General features: G+C 74.7%; 12 protein-coding genes. 4 read left to right on the top strand and 8 right to left on the bottom strand.

The features are described from left to right. Positions 1-16 precede the first annotated feature (16 nt). Together MHY49_RS07710 and MHY49_RS07705 are read right to left on the bottom strand one after the other, a co-directional pair. Complete coding sequence (locus MHY49_RS07710; RefSeq protein WP_239203447.1) at positions 17-634, bottom strand: GNAT family N-acetyltransferase; 618 nt, start codon at positions 632-634, stop codon at positions 17-19. Beyond that, positions 631-1,635: a hypothetical protein gene (locus MHY49_RS07705; RefSeq protein ID WP_239203446.1), complete on the bottom strand. Its 1,005-nt coding sequence runs from the start codon at positions 1,633-1,635 to the stop codon at positions 631-633. The genes MHY49_RS07710 and MHY49_RS07705 overlap by 4 nt, the downstream gene beginning before the upstream one ends. Positions 1,636-1,692: 57 nt before the next feature. On the opposite strand from MHY49_RS07705, the gene MHY49_RS07700 reads away from it, so the two are divergent. From MHY49_RS07700 to MHY49_RS07690, 3 genes are all read left to right on the top strand, one after another. Beyond that, the gene (locus MHY49_RS07700; protein ID WP_239203445.1) at positions 1,693-3,084 is read left to right on the top strand and encodes an MFS transporter; all 1,392 of its coding nucleotides are present in this window, start codon (positions 1,693-1,695) and stop codon (positions 3,082-3,084) included. A gap of 117 nt (positions 3,085-3,201) precedes the next feature. Further along, positions 3,202-4,179 carry an alpha/beta hydrolase gene (locus MHY49_RS07695; RefSeq protein WP_239203444.1) on the top strand — a complete coding sequence of 326 codons (978 nt, stop codon included), beginning with the start codon at positions 3,202-3,204 and terminating at the stop codon, positions 4,177-4,179. A gap of 65 nt (positions 4,180-4,244) precedes the next feature. Then, on the top strand, positions 4,245-4,907 hold the full coding sequence (locus MHY49_RS07690; protein WP_239203443.1) for a YitT family protein: 663 nt from the start codon (positions 4,245-4,247) through the stop codon (positions 4,905-4,907). Here MHY49_RS07690 and MHY49_RS07685 read toward each other — a convergent pair. Next, entirely contained in the window at positions 4,885-5,451 is a 567-nt protein-coding gene (locus MHY49_RS07685) for a GNAT family N-acetyltransferase (RefSeq protein WP_239203442.1), read from the bottom strand. The two genes, MHY49_RS07690 and MHY49_RS07685, sit on opposite strands and share 23 nt — an antisense overlap. Further along, a complete protein-coding gene (locus MHY49_RS07680; protein ID WP_239203441.1) occupies positions 5,448-5,744 on the bottom strand; it encodes a hypothetical protein in 297 nt (98 codons plus the stop codon). The genes MHY49_RS07685 and MHY49_RS07680 overlap by 4 nt, the downstream gene beginning before the upstream one ends. Positions 5,745-5,980: 236 nt before the next feature. Between MHY49_RS07680 and MHY49_RS07675 the strand changes: the two genes are divergently transcribed. Further along, entirely contained in the window at positions 5,981-7,414 is a 1,434-nt protein-coding gene (locus MHY49_RS07675) for a serine/threonine-protein kinase (RefSeq protein WP_239203440.1), read from the top strand. Between the two features lie 26 nt (positions 7,415-7,440). On the opposite strand, the gene MHY49_RS07670 is transcribed toward MHY49_RS07675, so the two are convergent. The 4 genes from MHY49_RS07670 to MHY49_RS07655 all read right to left on the bottom strand — a co-directional run bounded on the left by MHY49_RS07670 (position 7,441) and on the right by MHY49_RS07655 (position 15,438). Next, complete coding sequence (locus tag MHY49_RS07670) at positions 7,441-9,090, bottom strand: serine hydrolase (protein WP_239203439.1); 1,650 nt, start codon at positions 9,088-9,090, stop codon at positions 7,441-7,443. A 279-nt stretch (positions 9,091-9,369) separates the two neighbouring features. Further along, a complete protein-coding gene (locus MHY49_RS07665) occupies positions 9,370-10,278 on the bottom strand; it encodes a hypothetical protein (RefSeq protein WP_239203438.1) in 909 nt (302 codons plus the stop codon). Continuing rightward, entirely contained in the window at positions 10,275-13,601 is a 3,327-nt protein-coding gene (locus MHY49_RS07660) for a DEAD/DEAH box helicase (RefSeq protein WP_239203437.1), read from the bottom strand. Before MHY49_RS07660 ends, MHY49_RS07665 begins: the two co-directional genes overlap by 4 nt. Before the next feature lie 88 nt (positions 13,602-13,689). After that, the gene (locus tag MHY49_RS07655) at positions 13,690-15,438 is read right to left on the bottom strand and encodes a chromosome partitioning protein (protein ID WP_239203436.1); all 1,749 of its coding nucleotides are present in this window, start codon (positions 15,436-15,438) and stop codon (positions 13,690-13,692) included. Between the last annotated feature and the right edge of the window lie 159 nt (positions 15,439-15,597).

The raw sequence follows: 15,597 nt of genomic DNA, 5'->3' as shown, positions 1-15,597 counted from the left end.
CACGTGGACGGGACGCTCACCGCAGGGTCTCGACCAGCTCCTCGTCGCTGAGCTCCCGGTCGGAGAGGACGAGCCGGATCGCCGACGGATCGGGGTTCCCCGCATCGGGTCCCCGGTGGCGCTGCACCAGTCCCAGGCGCCGTGCGAGCGCCGCGGAGGCTTCGTTGTGCTCGAGCAGGAAGGCCACCACCGGCACGTCGGGGGCTGCCGCGCGGGCCGCCTCGATCGCGGCCCGCGCCGCCTCGCGGGCGAAGCCCTGCCCCTGCGCCTCCGGGCGGAAGCGGTAGCCGAGGTTCCAGAATCGCGCGCCCTGCGCCGCCTCGTCGACCGTTCCGCGCAGCGAGCAGCCGGCATTGCCCAGCAGCTCGTCCTCTCCGCGGCGGCGCACGATCCAGGTGCCCAGGCCATCGCGCTCCCACTGGGCGATCCAGCGCTCGAGCATCGCGCGCGTGTCCCGCTCGTCCGTGTGCCGCAGCTGCGGGAAGTGCTCCCACACCCGCGGATCCGCGTACAGGGCGTGCAGCTCGGGCAGGTCGGAGAGCCGCGGCACGTGGAGGTCGAGACGCTCGGTGCTCCGCTCCGGGCCGGCGGGTCCGTCGGGTCCGCTCCGACCCGCGCGCTCGTCGGCGCTCATGCGAGCCCGTGGCCGGAATCGGCGCCGGAGCGCTCGTCGTGCAGGGCCAGCAGTCGGCGCTCGGCATCGCTCGTCGGCTCGACGCCGTTCCACCAGACGCGCCGGCACGCAGCGCTGCCCGCGCAGGAGGACTCGAAGTCCCGCACCCATGACGCGTACTCGTCGGCTGCCCGGCCCTCGGCCGGCCAGCGCACGCCCAGCGCCGCGCGGCCCACCCGCCACGGCTTCGGCGCGAGCCGCGCCCGGTAGGAGCCCTGCGCCGCGCACAGCCTGACGTACAGCGGATCCGAGCCGAGCTCGTCGAGGATGCCGCGGGCCTGCTCGCTCGCAGGCGCAGCGCCCGTCCCGCTGATCAGCACGCGGAACCCCGCGGCGGTGCGGTGCAGGTGCACGCCCCAGTCGGGGTGGGCCCCGGCGAAGGCCTCGACCCTCTCGCGCACGGCCGTCGCCTCGGGCGTCGCGTCGAGCGCATCGGTCACGCCCGGCGCGTCGTCGGGCCCGGTCCCCGGGCGCGCCGCGGCCCCGACGCTCGCGTCGTCACCCGCAGCGGCGGGCGCCTGCGCCCGTCGGCCGAACAGGCGCCCCAGCAGGGACGGGCGCTCCCCGCCCGCGCCCGCAGCCGGGCCCGCACCGCGCCCGGATCCTCGTCGGCCCCGTGCCAGCGCCGAGGCCGGCAGGTCCACATCCGCGATGAGCACGGCGTCCGTGTTCAGCACGGCGGCGCCGTAGCGGTTGCGGGTGATCACGGCGAGCAGCGCGCCGTCGTCGCCGCGCACCTCCTCGAGGATCTCCTCGCGCACGGGCCGGCCGGGGTAGTACTCGGCCGCCCGGGAGTCCTCGATGCCGCGCGCCGCGAGCTCCTGCGCCCGTCGCTCGGCGCGCGAGAGCGCGTCCTCGCGGGAGCGGTCCGACCACCCCCACACGTCCACGGGGACCTCGCCGCGGCGAGGGGTGGGGACGGTGGTGGTGCGCGCGGCCCAGAAGCGGGGGATCGGTTCCATCGGTCCAGCGTATGGGGCGATGCGCGGCGAGGGGGTGAGGAGGGGGAGAATCGACCGGTGACGTCCCCGGACACCCCTTCCTCCTCGACCCCCGATCCCGACCTCCCGACGGCCTCGACGCGCCCCGCCGAGTCCGGCCGTGCCGCCGCGTCCGGCCGCACCGCGGGCGCCGTCGGGCTCGCGCTCGCGATCGTCTTCGTGGTGACGATCTCGCTGAACCTGCGCCCCGCCGCGTCCGGGCTGGGCCCGCTCATGGAGGACATCACCGGCGCCTACGGCGTGGGCGCCTGGGCCGACGGCCTGCTCACCGCCCTGCCCTGCCTGTGCTTCGGCGCGTTCGGCCTGCTCGCGGTGCCCCTGTCCCGGCGCATCGGGCTCACCGGGACGATCGTGCTCGCCTTCTCGCTGCTCACGATCGGGCTGATCCTGCGCCCGCTCTCCGGCTCGTTCGGGCTGTTCGTGCTGCTCAGCGCGGTCGCGCTGATGGGTCCGTCGCTCGTCAACGTGGTCACGCCGGCCTGGGTGAAGCACCACGGCGGGCGCTCCACCGTGCTGCTCATGACCGCCTATTCGATGCTGCTCTCGGTCGGGGCGGCCGTCGGTCCGGCGATCGCCGTCCCGCTCGCCTCCGGGGGCAACGGCTGGCGCTTCTCCCTGCAGGCCTGGACCGCGCTCGCCGTGCTCCCGGTGCTCGTCGGCCTCGTGGTGCTCGCGAAGGTCGGCAACGACTTCCCGCGCGCGGCCGACGGCGTCCTGCCCCCTGAGCAGAGCGCGTCCGACCCGGCGGTCCCCGATGCCGCGACGGAGCGCGAGCGTGCCCGGGCCGCCGCCCGCGTGGCGGCGCGCAGCGTCCCTCTGCGCCGCTCGCCGACGGCGCTCTTCCTCACGCTGATGTTCGGCCTGCAGTCGATGAATGCGTACACGCAGTTCGGCTTCCTCCCGCAGATCCTCACCGACGCGGGGCTCTCCGGCGCCGCCGCCGGGGCGACGGTCTCGCAGGTCGCCGCCTGGGGCATGATCGGCGGGCTCGTGATGCCGACGGTGATCGCGCGCTCCCAGCGCCTGGGCGTCTTCGCACTCGCCTTCGGCGTGCTCACCGCGGTCGGCTACCTCGCCCTGATCCTCGCGCCGGCCGCCGCGCCCGTCGCCTGGGCGGCGCTGCTGGGCATCGGCGGGTTCGCCTTCCCGACCGCGATCGCGATGATCCCCGGCCGCACTCGCGACCCCGCGATCACGGCGAGGCTCTCGGGGATGGTCCAGCCCGTGGGGTACCTGCTCGCGGGCGTCGGCCCGCTCGTGATGGGCGCAGTGCTGCAGGCGACCGGTTCGATGACGCTCGTGCTGTGGCTGCTGGTGGCGAGCGCCGTGCTGCTGGGAGTGGCCGGCTGGCGGGCGAGCGCCAACCGGCTCGTGGACGACGACCTCGTCGACGCCGTCGAGCGCGCCTGAGATCCGACGCGGGGCAGACGGGACCGACGGGACCGACGGGTCGGGCATCACGCGCCGTCACGCGGCGTCACGCGGTGTCCGCACCGCGCGGTCGAGAGCGCATGCGAAGATGCCCTCATGAAGTCCATGCACGTCGAGACCCCCGTCCCGCAGGTCGACGAGGAGGAGGCCTCCGGGGCGCGCGCCCTGCGCGTCGGCGCGTTCATCAGCGCCCAGATGCCCATCGGCCTCTACGAGCTCAACGTGCGCCGCACCCACCACCCCACGAAGCCCGACCGCGAGCTCGTCGACCGCTCGCTGGTGACCCGATCGCGCCCCCGCGGCATCCCCGTGACCTGGATCGAGCGTGCGCGCGCGAACGCCGGGCTCGTCATCCATCTCCACGGCGGCGCCTACGTGAACGGCGAGAGCCCGAACCACTGGGACTGGCTGTCGGACCTGCGCCGACGCACCGGCGCGGCCGCCGCGATGCTGCACTACCGGATGGCGCCGGAGATGCCGTTCCCCGCGGCCTACGACGACGCGGTCGAGGGCGTGCTCGGCATCCTCGAGGACCTCGACGCGGTCTCCCCGAACTGGGTCCTCTCCGGCGACAGCGCCGGCGGCGGACTCGCGCTCGCCGTGGTCCAGGCACTCCGCGACCGCGGCGAGCCCCTGCCCTCCGCGCTGCTGCTGACCTCCCCGTGGGCGGACCTCACGGGCGAGGACCCGCGGCGCACGGCGCAGATCGAGAAGGATCCCGCGATGCGCCCGGATCTGCTCGCGCGCTGCGCGGCGATGTACGCGGACGGCTTCCCGCTCGAGGACCCGCGGCTCAGCCCGCTCGGCGGCGACCTCCAGGGCCTGCCTCCCGTGCACCTGACCGTCGGCGACCAGGATCTTCTGCTCGGTGATTCCCAGCGTCTGCGCGACGCCCTCGGCCTCGCCGACGTCCAGGTCACCTACCTCGAGCAGCCCGGCGGCTGGCACTGCTACCCGCTGGTCTGGCGCGGACCCGCCGCCCAGCGCGCCCGCCGCGCCCAGATCAGCTTCGTGCGCGACGCCCTCGGCTTCGACGCCCCCGTCAACGAAGGCCGCCGCGCCGCCGCCCACTGACCTCCGCGGCCCGTGAGCGTGCGTCCTCGCGGCGTCGCCGGGTCCATCACAGGCATGCTGGAGGCATGCCCGCCGCTCTCGAGAACGTCAGCCTGCGCGACCAGTTCCATCTGGACCGCATCGGGTTGCGCCTGCTCTCCCTGTTCCTCGGCCTCACGGGGTACGGCGCCGCGCTCGCGCTGCTCATCCGCTCGGGCCTCGGAGCGGATCCCTGGGACGTGCTGCACGTGGCCATCGCCCAGCGCACAGGGCTGAGCGTGGGCACGGTGATCATCGTGGTGAGCTTCCTGGTGCTGGCCGCCTGGATACCGCTGCGTCAGCACCCCGGCATCGGGACCCTCGCCAACGCGCTGTGGATCGGGGTGGCCACCGACCTCACGCTGTTCGTCCTCCCGCCCGCGCATGGCCTGCCGCTCGCGATCACGATGATGCTCGGTGGCGTGCTGCTGAACGCCGTGAGCGACGCCGTCTACATCGGCGCCCATCTGGGGCCCGGTCCCCGCGACGGACTGATGACGGGCCTGCACCACCGCACCGGACGGCCCGTCGGCCCGCTGCGCTTCGGCATCGAGGCGACGGTGCTGGTCGCGGGTTGGCTGCTGGGCGGACCGGTGGGCGTGGGCACCTTCGTGTACGCGATCGCGATCGGCCCGATCGTGGGCTGGGTGCTCCCGCACGTGACGATCCCGGTGCGGCGCCGAGCGGTCAGAGGAGCAGCTGGAGCGTGACCAGGTCCCACCAGCGGTCGAACTTGAAGCCGGCCTCGGGCATGCGGCCCACCTCCTGGAACCCGCAGCGCTCGTGCAGGCGGATCGAGCCGACGTTGCCGGCCTCGACGAGCGCGACCAGGGAGTGCATGCCGTGCTCTCGGGCGTGCGCGACGAGCGCCCCGAGCAGGGCGCGGCCCACCCCGCGTCCCTGCGCCGCGGGCAGCAGGTAGATCGAGTCCTCGCCGGTGAAGCGGTAGCCCGCGTAGTCGCGCAACGGGGAGAAGCACGCGTAGCCGAGCACCTCGTCGTCGGCCCCCGCGGCCACGAGCATCGAGCCGCGGTCCAGGTGGGCGTCGAACCAGGCGTGGGAGGACACGGACTCCGGGACCTCGTCGATCCAGAGGCCCGAGGAGCTGCGGATGGCCTCGTCGCGGATGCCGAGCACCACGGGAGCGTCCTCGGCGAGAGCCAGGCGGATGCGCGGGGGAGCGGCGGGAAACGCACCCGACGGGGACGCCGCGGACGGCGACGGGACGGGGCTCGTCCCCGGATCGCCGCTCATCGGCGCGCACCCCCTCGGGCGTCGGATCCGCGGCCGGCGTCGGCGTCCATCTCGCGCCGCACGCGCGCGGCCTCCCGCTCGCTGCGCGCGGCGATCCGGGCGAGGGGCGAGGAGTACTCCGCGGCCGCGGCGGCGTCGTCCGAGGTGCCGCGCCGGGCCGACGGCTCCTCGCGCTCGAGCACGAGCCAGACGATGCTCCCGAGGGTGAGCAGGATCGTGAGGGCGACGAGCACGACGAACACCAGGGGATCGAACTCGGAGGGGTCGGTCAGCCAGTCCATGAGCCAGTCCATGTGACGTCCCCTCTCGCTGTGCGGTGTCGTGCGGTGCTGCTCTGCGCGGTGCCGGGCCGTGCGGTGCGGTGCGGTGCTGGGCCGCACGGTGTCGCCCCCGTCCCGCCGCGCGTCGCGCGAGCACGTCCACGGGCACGCCGAGTGCACTGACCTCGCGCACGATCCATCGTACTGTGGACCTGCGCTCCCGCCGCGGGCAGAGCCGCGGATCGGGAGCACGGAGGGAACCGGAGAGCATGGCCGACGTCATCGTGGGGCGCTTCGCGCTCATCGACCTGATCGCCAAGGGCGGATCGGGCGCCGTGTGGCGCTCCTGGGACTCCAAGACCCGTCGCCTGTGCGCGGCGAAGGTGCTGCGTCAGCGGGACTCGGCCGATCTCATGCGCTTCGTGCGCGAGAAGGGCGTGAGCTTCGACCATCCGCATCTGCTCACCCCGTACGGCTGGGGCGCCGAGGACGAGCACGTGGTGATCGCGATGCCGCTCGCCAGCGGCGGGACCCTCGAGTCGATGGTCCGTGCGCGGGGGCCGCTCGGCGAGCCCGCCGTGGTGGTGCTGCTGGACCAGCTGCTCGACGGCCTCGCGCACGTCCACTCCCACGGCTGGATCCACCGCGACGTGAAGCCGGCGAACATCATGCTGGAGTCCACCGGGCCGGGTCTGCCACACTCGCGCCTGGCGGACTTCGGGATCGCCGTGCACGAGACCGACGTGCGCTTCACGAGCGTGGGCATGATCAACGGGACCCCCGGATACATGGCGCCCGAGCTGTTCTCCATGGCCGAGCCGCACCCCAGCCACGACCTCTACGCGGCCGGGGTCGTCGCGCTGTTCGCGCTGAACGGGCCCTTCCCCCTGCGCGACGGGGCCTTCCGGCCCGAGGAGCTCTCGCGGCGCCTGCGCGGCGTCTCCCCGAAGCTCGCCGCTGTGATCCGCCGGATGCTCGACCCGCAGCCCGAGCGCCGCTACCAGGACGCCCCGAGCGTGCGCCGGGACCTGCCGCGCGTGCCGCCCGGTCTGCCGCTCGGCTTCGCCGACGGCGCGCCCCTGCACATCCCCGACACCCTGCCGCCGCTCCCGCCCGACGCCCCGGGCGTGCAGCGCCCCGAGGCGCCCGCGCGCACGGGCCCCTCGATGGAGGAGATCCGCCAGGGCAGCGTCTCGCAGGCCTTCACCCCGCGGCCAGGGGCGATGCCGCAGCGCAGCCCCCAGCAGGGTCCGCCTCAGCAGGGCCCGCCTCATCTTGGGCCGCCATCGCAGCAGCGTGTGCCGCAGCAGGGGCACGGCCAGAGCGCCGCGCCGGTCGCCCCGCAGCGGGGCCCGCAGGGGGCCGGCTCCTATCCGTACGGAGGCACGCCGCGGAACGCGGCAGGCCAGAGGCTCGTGGACGGTCGTCCGCAGGCACCGGCGGGGCAGGCGTCCGCGTCCCACGGCTCGGCCGGCGCGCACTCCCCGGGCGTGCACTCGGCCGGCACCGGTGAACGGCCGGGGCCTGCACTCGTCGGCCCCGGAGGCGCTCCTGCGGGGACGTCCGCGCGTCAGGCCCCAGTCCACGCCCCGGCGCCCCTGCCGAGCGGCCGCGGCGCCACCCTGCTGGGAGCGGGCGTCGGCGCCGTCCTCGCGGTCGTGATCGGCGTGCCGACTGCCGTGCTCCTGGTGACTCTCTTCTGACCCTCCCGCGACCTTCCCTGGGCCCATCAGCCGGCGGTGACCGGAGAGCCCGTGCTGTCGAGGGCCAGCGTGTCCAGGGACTGGATGAGGGCCTCGGCCCGCGGATCCATGAGCAGCGTGATGCGCAGCCGGCGCCGCCCCGCGGAGTCGTCGCCGACCGCGTCGTCGCCGGCGGCGCCGGGCACGGTCCAGCGCACGCTCGCCCGCGAGAGCACCTCGGCGTCCTCGGCGCGCAGGTCCTCGAGGGCGCCCGCCCCCAGGCCCGCGCGCTGCAGGGCTGTCGCGAGGCGTCGGCGCCGCTCCTCGCGGGAGATGTCGAGGTCCATGTTGTCGGCGAACCAGGCGTCGGCGATGTCGTCGGCTCGCCCGTCGTCCGACGTCGGTCCGGCCCCGATCCCCGCGCGCAGCCAGTCGAGCGCCGCCGCCGCGGCCTCGAGGGTGCGCGGCGCGGCCGTCGGCAGGCGCGCCGGGAGCAGGTGCGGGGCCTGTGCGTCGATGACCCGGAGGGCGTCCATCGCGATCCGCGTCGCGGGCGCGTACTTGCTGTTGGCCAGGACCACCACGCCCAGGCCGCTGTCGCGGTGCCACACCATGAACGACCCGTATCCCGGGTAGCCGCCGGAGTGGGAGACGATCTCGCCGAGGTCGGGGCAGCGCTCGACGACGAGCCCGAAGCCGTACCCGCGCACGTGCGTGAATCCGGGGGAGGCGCCGTCGGGCCCGGCGGGCAGCGCGGGAGTGTCCTGGAGGCGGTGCAGCTGCTGCATCTCGCGGCGGGAGGATGTGCGCAGCAGCGACTGGTCGCGGTCGGCGGCGTCCGGTGCGTTCGCAGCAGCGAGGAAGCGCACCCAGGTCGCCACGTCGGAGACCGTCGAGTACAGGCCCGCCATCGCCCCGAAGACGCCGGGGGAGTCGAAGTCGACGGGCTCGAAGCGGGTGCGGTCCTCGCGGTCTGCGAGGCGGTGACCGGTGGCGATGCGCGTCGCGTCCAGGCCCTCGCGGGAGAAGGCGGTGTCCTCCATGCCCAGGGGCCGCAGGAAGGTCTCGGCGATATACTGGTCGTAGGGGGTGCCGGTGAGCTCGTCGATCAGCCGGCCCAGCAGCGCGAAGCCCGTGTTGGAGTACTCGAAGCCGGTGCCGGGGGCGTGCACGTGGCCGAGTCCGCCCGCGAGCATCGTCGCGAACTCCTCGCGGGTCATGGCCTCCTGGCGGTCGCCCCACGGGTTGTCGGTGACCAGGCCCGCGGACATGCTCAGCAGGTCCCGCACGGTGATCGCGGGGGAGTCCGGGGTGACGGGGTCGAGGTGCGCGGCCTCGGGCACGTGCCGGGAGATCGGGTCGTCCAGGCGCACGCGCCCCTCGTCGCGCAGGCGCAGCACGGCCGCCGTGGTGAAGGACTTGGTCATCGAGGCGATCCGGGAGATCGTCGCGGGGTCCATGGGCGCGGAGCCCGGGGCGCGCTCGCCGTCCACCAGGCGGCGCTCGCCCGCTGCTCCGGCGGCGAGCACGGGCGTCTCGTGGTCGTGGCCGCCGACGACGGCCCAGATCACCCCGGCGGTGCGATCGCCCTCGACGGCGTCGCGCGCGAGGCGGTCGATCTGCGAGATCGCCTCGTCGGGCAGGACGGCCGCTGAGTCGACGGAGGCGGGGGAATGCGAGGACGTGGTGAGGGGCATGGCTCCCACTCTAGGGGTGCGGAGTGCACTGCGCGGCCCTGCCCTTGTGCGCCCGCGGGGCGCCCGACATAGCGAACGCACAGGGAAGCACCAGTGGTTTCCCACGTCGGAGGAGTTCCATGATTCTCGTGACGGACACCCCCTCGTCCCGATCCGGCACAGCTGTCGTGTCGTGATGGTTCCCTGAGTGCCGGGCCGGCGCGCTACCCCCTCTGCGCGCCGGCCCGGATTCTTCTCTAGGCCCGGAGCCCAGGGCCCCGAACGCGCGGTGAGCGGGGATCAGTCCTCGCCGGCGGCCTCGTCTGCCGCGGACCCCGCGGATCCCGCGCCGGAGGCATAGAACGAGGCGAGCATCGCGGACGCCTCCTCTCCCAGCGCATCCTGCAGCAGGGTCGGATCGGCGATCGCCGGATCGAAAATCGCGGAACGGCCGCCCGTCGTCTCGTCGCCCGCCGTCTCCTCGTCCGCTGACGCGTCCGCCGCGCCATCGGCCGACGGTGAACCGGCCGACGAGATTCCGCCCGACGCCTCTCCTCCCGTCGCGGCCCCGTCCGTCTCGACCTCGTCCGACGAACGCCCCGCGGCGGAAGCGCCCTGCGGGGGCTCGCCGTCGGACGGGCCGGCGGCCTCGGCGAGGGCCCGTGCGCCCCGGCCCGTCGCGATGGGCTGGGCGATCTCGGAGAGGGTGAGGCCGCGCAGCGTCAGGAGGTGCACGGGGGCTTCGTCGATCGCCTCGACCAGCACGCAGGCGAGCGCGGCGACGTGCACGCACGGGCCGGGCCAGTCCAGGCAGGTGCAGTCGTGGGTGACCTCGGAGGCGCTGCCGGGCAGCAGGGTCGCCATGTGGGCGTCGAGCTCCGACTCGACCGCCTGCGGGTAGGTGCCGCTGCTCAGCAGCGCGGGCAGCTCGGGGTGAGCGCGCAGCGTGTCGACGACGATCTGCCGGTCGGCGGCGCCGAAGGCGGAGACGTCGAGCTCGGGCTCGTAGATCGTCCCGTCGTCGTCGAGGACCCCCGCGCGGGCGCGGCGCGGGGCGACGTCGAGCCATTGCACGCGGTCCGCGCGCGCGAGGCGCCGGCCGGAGGACCTGCGACCGCTGCTGATCACGCTCTCGAGGGATTCGCGCAGGGCGGCGCCCTGCCAGCTGGCGCCGATCTGCCCGCGGCGCGAGCGCATGCGGATGCTCATCGTGCGCCTCCCTGCGCCGGATCGTTCGAGGTCTGCTCGTCCGGCGCGTCCCCGTCGGACAGCGCGAGCATGCCCCACAGCTGCGCCGCGTCCATGTTCACCAGGGCGTTCTCGACGGGCGTGATGGTGAGATCCGCGAGGGTCTGCTTCTCGGCGAGGACGTTGTCGATGCGCTCCTCGACGGTGCCCGCGGCCACGAGCTTGCGCACCTGCACGTCCTTGGTCTGGCCGATGCGGAAGGCGCGGTCGGTGGCCTGGTTCTCCACGGCGGGGTTCCACCAGCGGTCCAGGTGGACGACGTGGTTGGCGGCGGTCAGCGTGAGCCCCGTGCCGCCCGCGCGCAGGCTCAGCAGCATCGCCCCGGGCTCGCCGGGGGTGGACTGGAAGCGGGCCACCATGGCGTCGCGATCGGCCTTCTTCACCCCGCCGTGGAGGAAGGGGATCTCGCGGCCGAACCTCTCGCGCCAGTAGGGGACGAGCATGTGCCCGAACGTCGTGAACTGGGTGAACAGCAGCACCTTCTCGCCGTCGGCGAAGGCGGATCCGAGCAGGTCGTCGACGTACTCGAGCTTGCCCGAGCGGTGCTCGCCGTCGCGCAGGATGCCGGAGCCGTCGCCGAGGTAGTGGGCGGGGTGGTTGCAGACCTGCTTGAGCTTGGTGAGCGTGGAGACGACGAGCGTGCGGCGCTGGTTCTGGTCGGCGCCGTCGATCTGGGCCATGAGCTCGCCGACGAGCGCCTCGTAGAGCCCGGCCTGCTCGGGCGTGAGGTTCACGGTGCGCACCATGTCGATCTTCGCGGGCAGGTCCGAGATGATGCTCGGATCCGTCTTCACGCGACGCAGCACGAACGGGCTGGTCAGGGCGCGCAGACGCTCGAGCGCCGACTCGTCGCCGTCCTTCTCGATCGGGCCCGCGAGGTGCTCCTGGAAGGAGGTGGCGCTGCCCAGCAGGCCGGGGTTCACGGTCTCCATGAGGGCGTGCAGGTCGCTCAGGCGGTTCTCGACCGGGGTGCCGGTGAGCGCCAGACGGTGCGGGGCGCGCAGCGCCCGCGCGGCCTTCGCCACGGCCGTGCCGGCGTTCTTCACGTGCTGGGCCTCGTCGAGCACGAGCCGGTGCCAGCGCACCTGGGAGAGCACCTCGAGGTCCCGGTCCAGCAGCGAGTAGGTGGTGATCACGAGGTCCACGTCGGCCGCGCCCTCGGCGAAGGAGGCGTCGCGGATGCGGTCGCCGCCGTGGTGGACGTGCACCGCGAGGTCCGGGGCGAAGCGCGCGGCCTCCCGCTGCCACGAGCCGACGACGGACATCGGGCACACCAGCAGCGTGGGCCCGGGAGCGGGGCCCGCGCCGTGGGTGCGCGAACGTGCCCCGGGGCGCGGGCGCACCCGCGCGGGCCGCACGTCGGGGGCGACCGCGGCGGGATCGGGCTCCCGCTCACGGCTCAGCAGCGCGAGGACCTGCATGGTCTTGCCGAGCCCCATGTCGTCGGCGAGGATCCCGCCGAGCCCGAGTTCGTGCAGCGCCCACATCCAGTTCAGGCCCTCGAGCTGGTAGCCGCGCAGGGACGCGTCCAGGCGCTCGGGCTGCGGAAGGGGGAGGGGGCCGGGGCCGCCGGGCACGAGGTTGCGCAGACCGTTGGAGCGTCCGCGCGCCGGGGCGCCGGCGCTCGGCGGCACCGGCGCCGCATCCGCCGCCTGCAGACGGACCTGCAGGCCCTCGGCCTGGGCGCTGCCGAGCAGCGCGAACATCTCGCCCCAGTGCACGCTGCCGGCGCTCGCCGCGATCGGCTCGGGACGCCCGGCATCGCGGGGTGCGTCGGGCCGACGGGCCGCTGCCCGACGCGCACCGTCGACGGCGCCCCCGCCGTCGGCCCCGCCCTCGCCGTCGCCCCGCCCGCGCCTCTTCGCGGTGAACGCGTCGAGGAACCGCTCGGCGGCGCGCAGCGTCGTGGAGTCCAGGCGCACCCACTGGCCGCGCAGCTGCACGAGCTCGGCCTGGGCGGCGCGGATCTCCGCGATCTCGTCCTCGGTGAGGTCCACATCCCCGACCGACATCTTCCAGTCGAAGCGGGCCATGGCCTGCATGCCCACGCCGCTGCCCGTCTTCTCCTGCTCGGCCTCCTCCTCGCCGACGACGGCCTGCAGACGGGTCTTCTGCTTCGTCCACTCGCGCGGGAGCATCACGGTGACGCCGGCGGCCTCGAGCGCCCCGGTGTCATGCGCGAGGAACGCGGAGGCCTGCGCGGTGGTGAGCAGCCAGTCCACGCCGGTGTCGTCGACCGCGGCCTCGCGCACGGTCGGCGCGAGCCGCATGACCTCGGCCGACGCCTCCGCGGCCCCTTCGACGCCCACGTCGCCCACGGCGCGCAGGTCGGCGACCGGCCGCACCGTCCCGTCGGCGTCGCGCAGGCAGGTCTGCAGCGGCCACGCGGTGCCCAGCGGCGGCTCGTGCAGACGCACCACGAGCTCCGAGCCGGTCGAGGAGAGGTGCACGCGGGCGCGCCCCGAGTCGACGAACGCATCGAGCGCCGCCTGCATGCGCCGCTGGGTCGGGACGTCGGCGCGCACAGGGGTGTCCGCGGAGGGGGCGGACAGCGAGGAGATGAGGGCCGTCGGATCCTTCGCGGCGTCGCCCTCCGGGGTCTCCGTCTCCGCGCGCCGCCGGGAGGCGACGTGCCGGGCGAAGGCCTCGCGCGCGCGGGCGTCGACGAGGGAGTGCAGCAGCGGCTGGGCATCGTCCTCGAGGGCCGTCCAGCGCGCCCAGGGGCGGCCGAAGCGCTCGAGGATCCGCACGCGCAGGTGCCGCGCGGCGACGAGGCGCTCGGCGTGCAGGTCCAGCACCACGGCCGTGAGCAGGTCCGGCATGGCGATGACCTGCTCGGACAGTCGCAGGGAGGTGCCGGCCTCCACGAGCGGCCCGATCACGGCGGCCACCTCGCTCCCGGTGTCCGCTGACGCCGTCGGCCCCGTCGGCCCCGTCGGCCCCGTCGGTTCCGCGGGCGCCGTCGGTCCCGTGCCCGCGTCCGTGCGCGCGGCGACGAGGTCTCCGATCGCGCCGACCACGTCCAGCAGCGCCTCCCCGTCCAGCGGGAGCGCGGGGACGCGATGCTCGCTCGTGCGGCCGCGCACGCGCACGCGATGGCGCAGCGGGCCCTCGTGCCGGCCGAGCGCGCGGGAGAGGGCATCGGAGAGACCGCTCGGCGCCTCGTCGAGCAGGGCCGTGAGGTCGGCGGCGGGCCGCGAGCCGCCGCCCTCGGCCTGCACCCGCACCCACAGCGCGGGGCCCAGGTCGTCGTCGACGACCAGGTGCAGGCGGTTCAGCGGCATGAGGGCGAACCTACGCGCATCCTCCGACGTCCGGGGCGCGCGGTGGACGGGAGCCCTGTGGGGAGGAACGAACCGGAGGGCCCCGTCCTCACAGGCCGTCGACGATCTCGGCGGTCGCCCGCAGCCACGCGGCCCGCGTCTCCGGATGGATCCGCGAGAAGTCCAGCGGCGCGCCGTCCACGAACTGCTCCTCGAAGGGGACCTCGACGATCGCGCGGGTGTGCGCGCCGAAGTGCTTGTGCAGCTGGGTGCGCAGCGAGGGGTCCATCTTCTTGCCGGAGGAGTGCGACAGGATCGTCACGGCGTGGTCGACCTGCTCGGCCAGACCGGTTGCGCGCAGCTCGTCGATCATCCAGGCAGCGGCGTTGAAGGTGTCCTCGCGCAGGGTCGAGATGATGACCAGCTGATCGGCCGACTGCACGCCGGCCAGCCAGTTCGAGGCGCGCACGTTGTTCCCGGTGTCGATGACCTTGAGGCGGTAGAACCGCGAGAGGGTCTCGTCGAGCTCGCGGAAGGCGGCGTCGTCGATGAGGGCGGAGGAGCCCGGATCCTCGTCGGAGGCGAGGATGTCGAAGCGGGTGGCTTCCTGCCGGCGCACGTAGCGGTCGAGGTCCGAGACGGTGGCCTGCTCGGTGCGCAGCTGGTCGAGGTCGCGCAGCAGGTCGATCGCGGTGCGGTGGTGCTCGGCGGGCGCGCCGCGCCAGCCCAGCGTGCCCCGGGTCTCGTTGTTGTCCCAGGCCAGCACGCCGCCGCCGCGGGCCATGCCCAGCGTCGCCGCGATCATGAGCGAGGCGGTGGTCTTGTGGGCGCCGCCCTTGAGGTTCACGACGGCGATGTTCTTCGGGCCGTCGAGGGTGCGGGAGATGCGCTGGAGCTGGGCGCGTTCCTCGCGCTCGGCGCGGCCGGGACGCGGGGAGATCCGCCCGCCGGTCAGTCGCGTGAGGGTGCCCTGCCAGCCGCGGGTCGCCGGGGCGGGCGACGGCTGACGACCGGCGGACTGGAGGTCCTGGAGCGTGGGCCGACGGGTCTCGCCCGACGGGTGCGCGCCCGCCACCTGCGGCGCGTCCGCCGCCGGCGCGGAGGCGGGGGCCTGCGGCGCCGTCGTCGCGGCGGCGCGGCGGCCGTGGCCGGGACGTGCCGCGGGGCCCGCCTGGTCAGCGGCCTCTGCGGGCGACGCGGCCGAGGGAGCGGGGGCCGGCGCGACCGGCGCCGAGGGAGCCTGCTCGGCCGAGGATGCGGAAGTCTGCGCGGCCGACGCGACGGATGCGGAGGCCGTGGTCGGCGCGGACGAGGGAACCGATGCGGCGACGAGCTCGTCCTGGGAGACCTGCTCGTCCTGCGCCTCGTGCGCCTCGAGCGCCTCGTGGGTGTCCTCGCCGAGCAGCGACGGCGGGATCCAGGAGGGGCTGTCCGCGGTGGAGCCCTCGGGGACAGCGGGGTGCACGGCGGTCGCCTCGACGTCGCCCTCGGGATCGAAGGCGTGCTGCCCGAACGAGGCGACGTCGAAGGAGCTCGCGGAGAAGGAGTGCGCGGCGGGGGAGGGGGCGGCGGAGCCCGCCCCGTGGCCGGCGCTGCCTGCGGACGGGCCGAAGAGAGGCCGGTCATCGGCCTCGCGGGTGCTGATGCGGCCCGAGGGCTCCACGCGCAGATGGTGCGTGGCGTCGGACTCGACGATCACGACGTCGAGGTCGCGACCCGCGCGACGCGCGGCGTCGATGAACACGCTCTTGACGTTCGCCCGCACCTCGGAGATGTGCTCCCCGTGGATCCCGATCTCCTCATCGGCCAGGTGGACGGTCGCGGACCGGTCGGAGTCGATGCGCGCCTGCGCGATCATGGATGGGCTCTCCCTCACTGCGGTGGTCGACACACCCGCGGTGCGCGCGGGGCCATGCTCCACTCTACGAGACGCCAAGCGGCTGACCGGTGGACACGTGCCGGAGGCAACGGCAATCCAGACTTGGTCATGGCCGCGCAAAAGCATGCAAAGCATTGA

The sequence above is a fragment of the Brachybacterium sp. ACRRE genome, assembly GCF_022346485.1.
Lineage (GTDB): Bacteria > Actinomycetota > Actinomycetes > Actinomycetales > Dermabacteraceae > Brachybacterium > Brachybacterium halotolerans.
The sequence above is the reverse complement of the archived record's forward strand: the minus strand, read 5'-3'. Positions and strand labels throughout refer to the sequence as shown.

What these genes read in the sequence shown, in the direction of transcription:
- MHY49_RS07675 (WP_239203440.1), top strand. Translation starts at nt 5,981, where the DNA reads ATGGCCGACGTCATCGTGGGGCGCTTCGCGCTCATCGACCTGATCGCC.
- MHY49_RS07655 (WP_239203436.1), bottom strand. Translation starts at nt 15,438, where the DNA reads ATGATCGCGCAGGCGCGCATCGACTCCGACCGGTCCGCGACCGTCCAC.
- MHY49_RS07685 (WP_239203442.1), bottom strand. Translation starts at nt 5,451, where the DNA reads ATGAGCGGCGATCCGGGGACGAGCCCCGTCCCGTCGCCGTCCGCGGCG.
- MHY49_RS07670 (WP_239203439.1), bottom strand. Translation starts at nt 9,090, where the DNA reads ATGCCCCTCACCACGTCCTCGCATTCCCCCGCCTCCGTCGACTCAGCG.
- MHY49_RS07705 (WP_239203446.1), bottom strand. Translation starts at nt 1,635, where the DNA reads ATGGAACCGATCCCCCGCTTCTGGGCCGCGCGCACCACCACCGTCCCC.
- MHY49_RS07665 (WP_239203438.1), bottom strand. Translation starts at nt 10,278, where the DNA reads ATGAGCATCCGCATGCGCTCGCGCCGCGGGCAGATCGGCGCCAGCTGG.
- MHY49_RS07695 (WP_239203444.1), top strand. Translation starts at nt 3,202, where the DNA reads ATGAAGTCCATGCACGTCGAGACCCCCGTCCCGCAGGTCGACGAGGAG.
- MHY49_RS07660 (WP_239203437.1), bottom strand. Translation starts at nt 13,601, where the DNA reads ATGCCGCTGAACCGCCTGCACCTGGTCGTCGACGACGACCTGGGCCCC.
- MHY49_RS07690 (WP_239203443.1), top strand. Translation starts at nt 4,245, where the DNA reads ATGCCCGCCGCTCTCGAGAACGTCAGCCTGCGCGACCAGTTCCATCTG.
- MHY49_RS07680 (WP_239203441.1), bottom strand. Translation starts at nt 5,744, where the DNA reads ATGGACTGGCTCATGGACTGGCTGACCGACCCCTCCGAGTTCGATCCC.
- MHY49_RS07710 (WP_239203447.1), bottom strand. Translation starts at nt 634, where the DNA reads ATGAGCGCCGACGAGCGCGCGGGTCGGAGCGGACCCGACGGACCCGCC.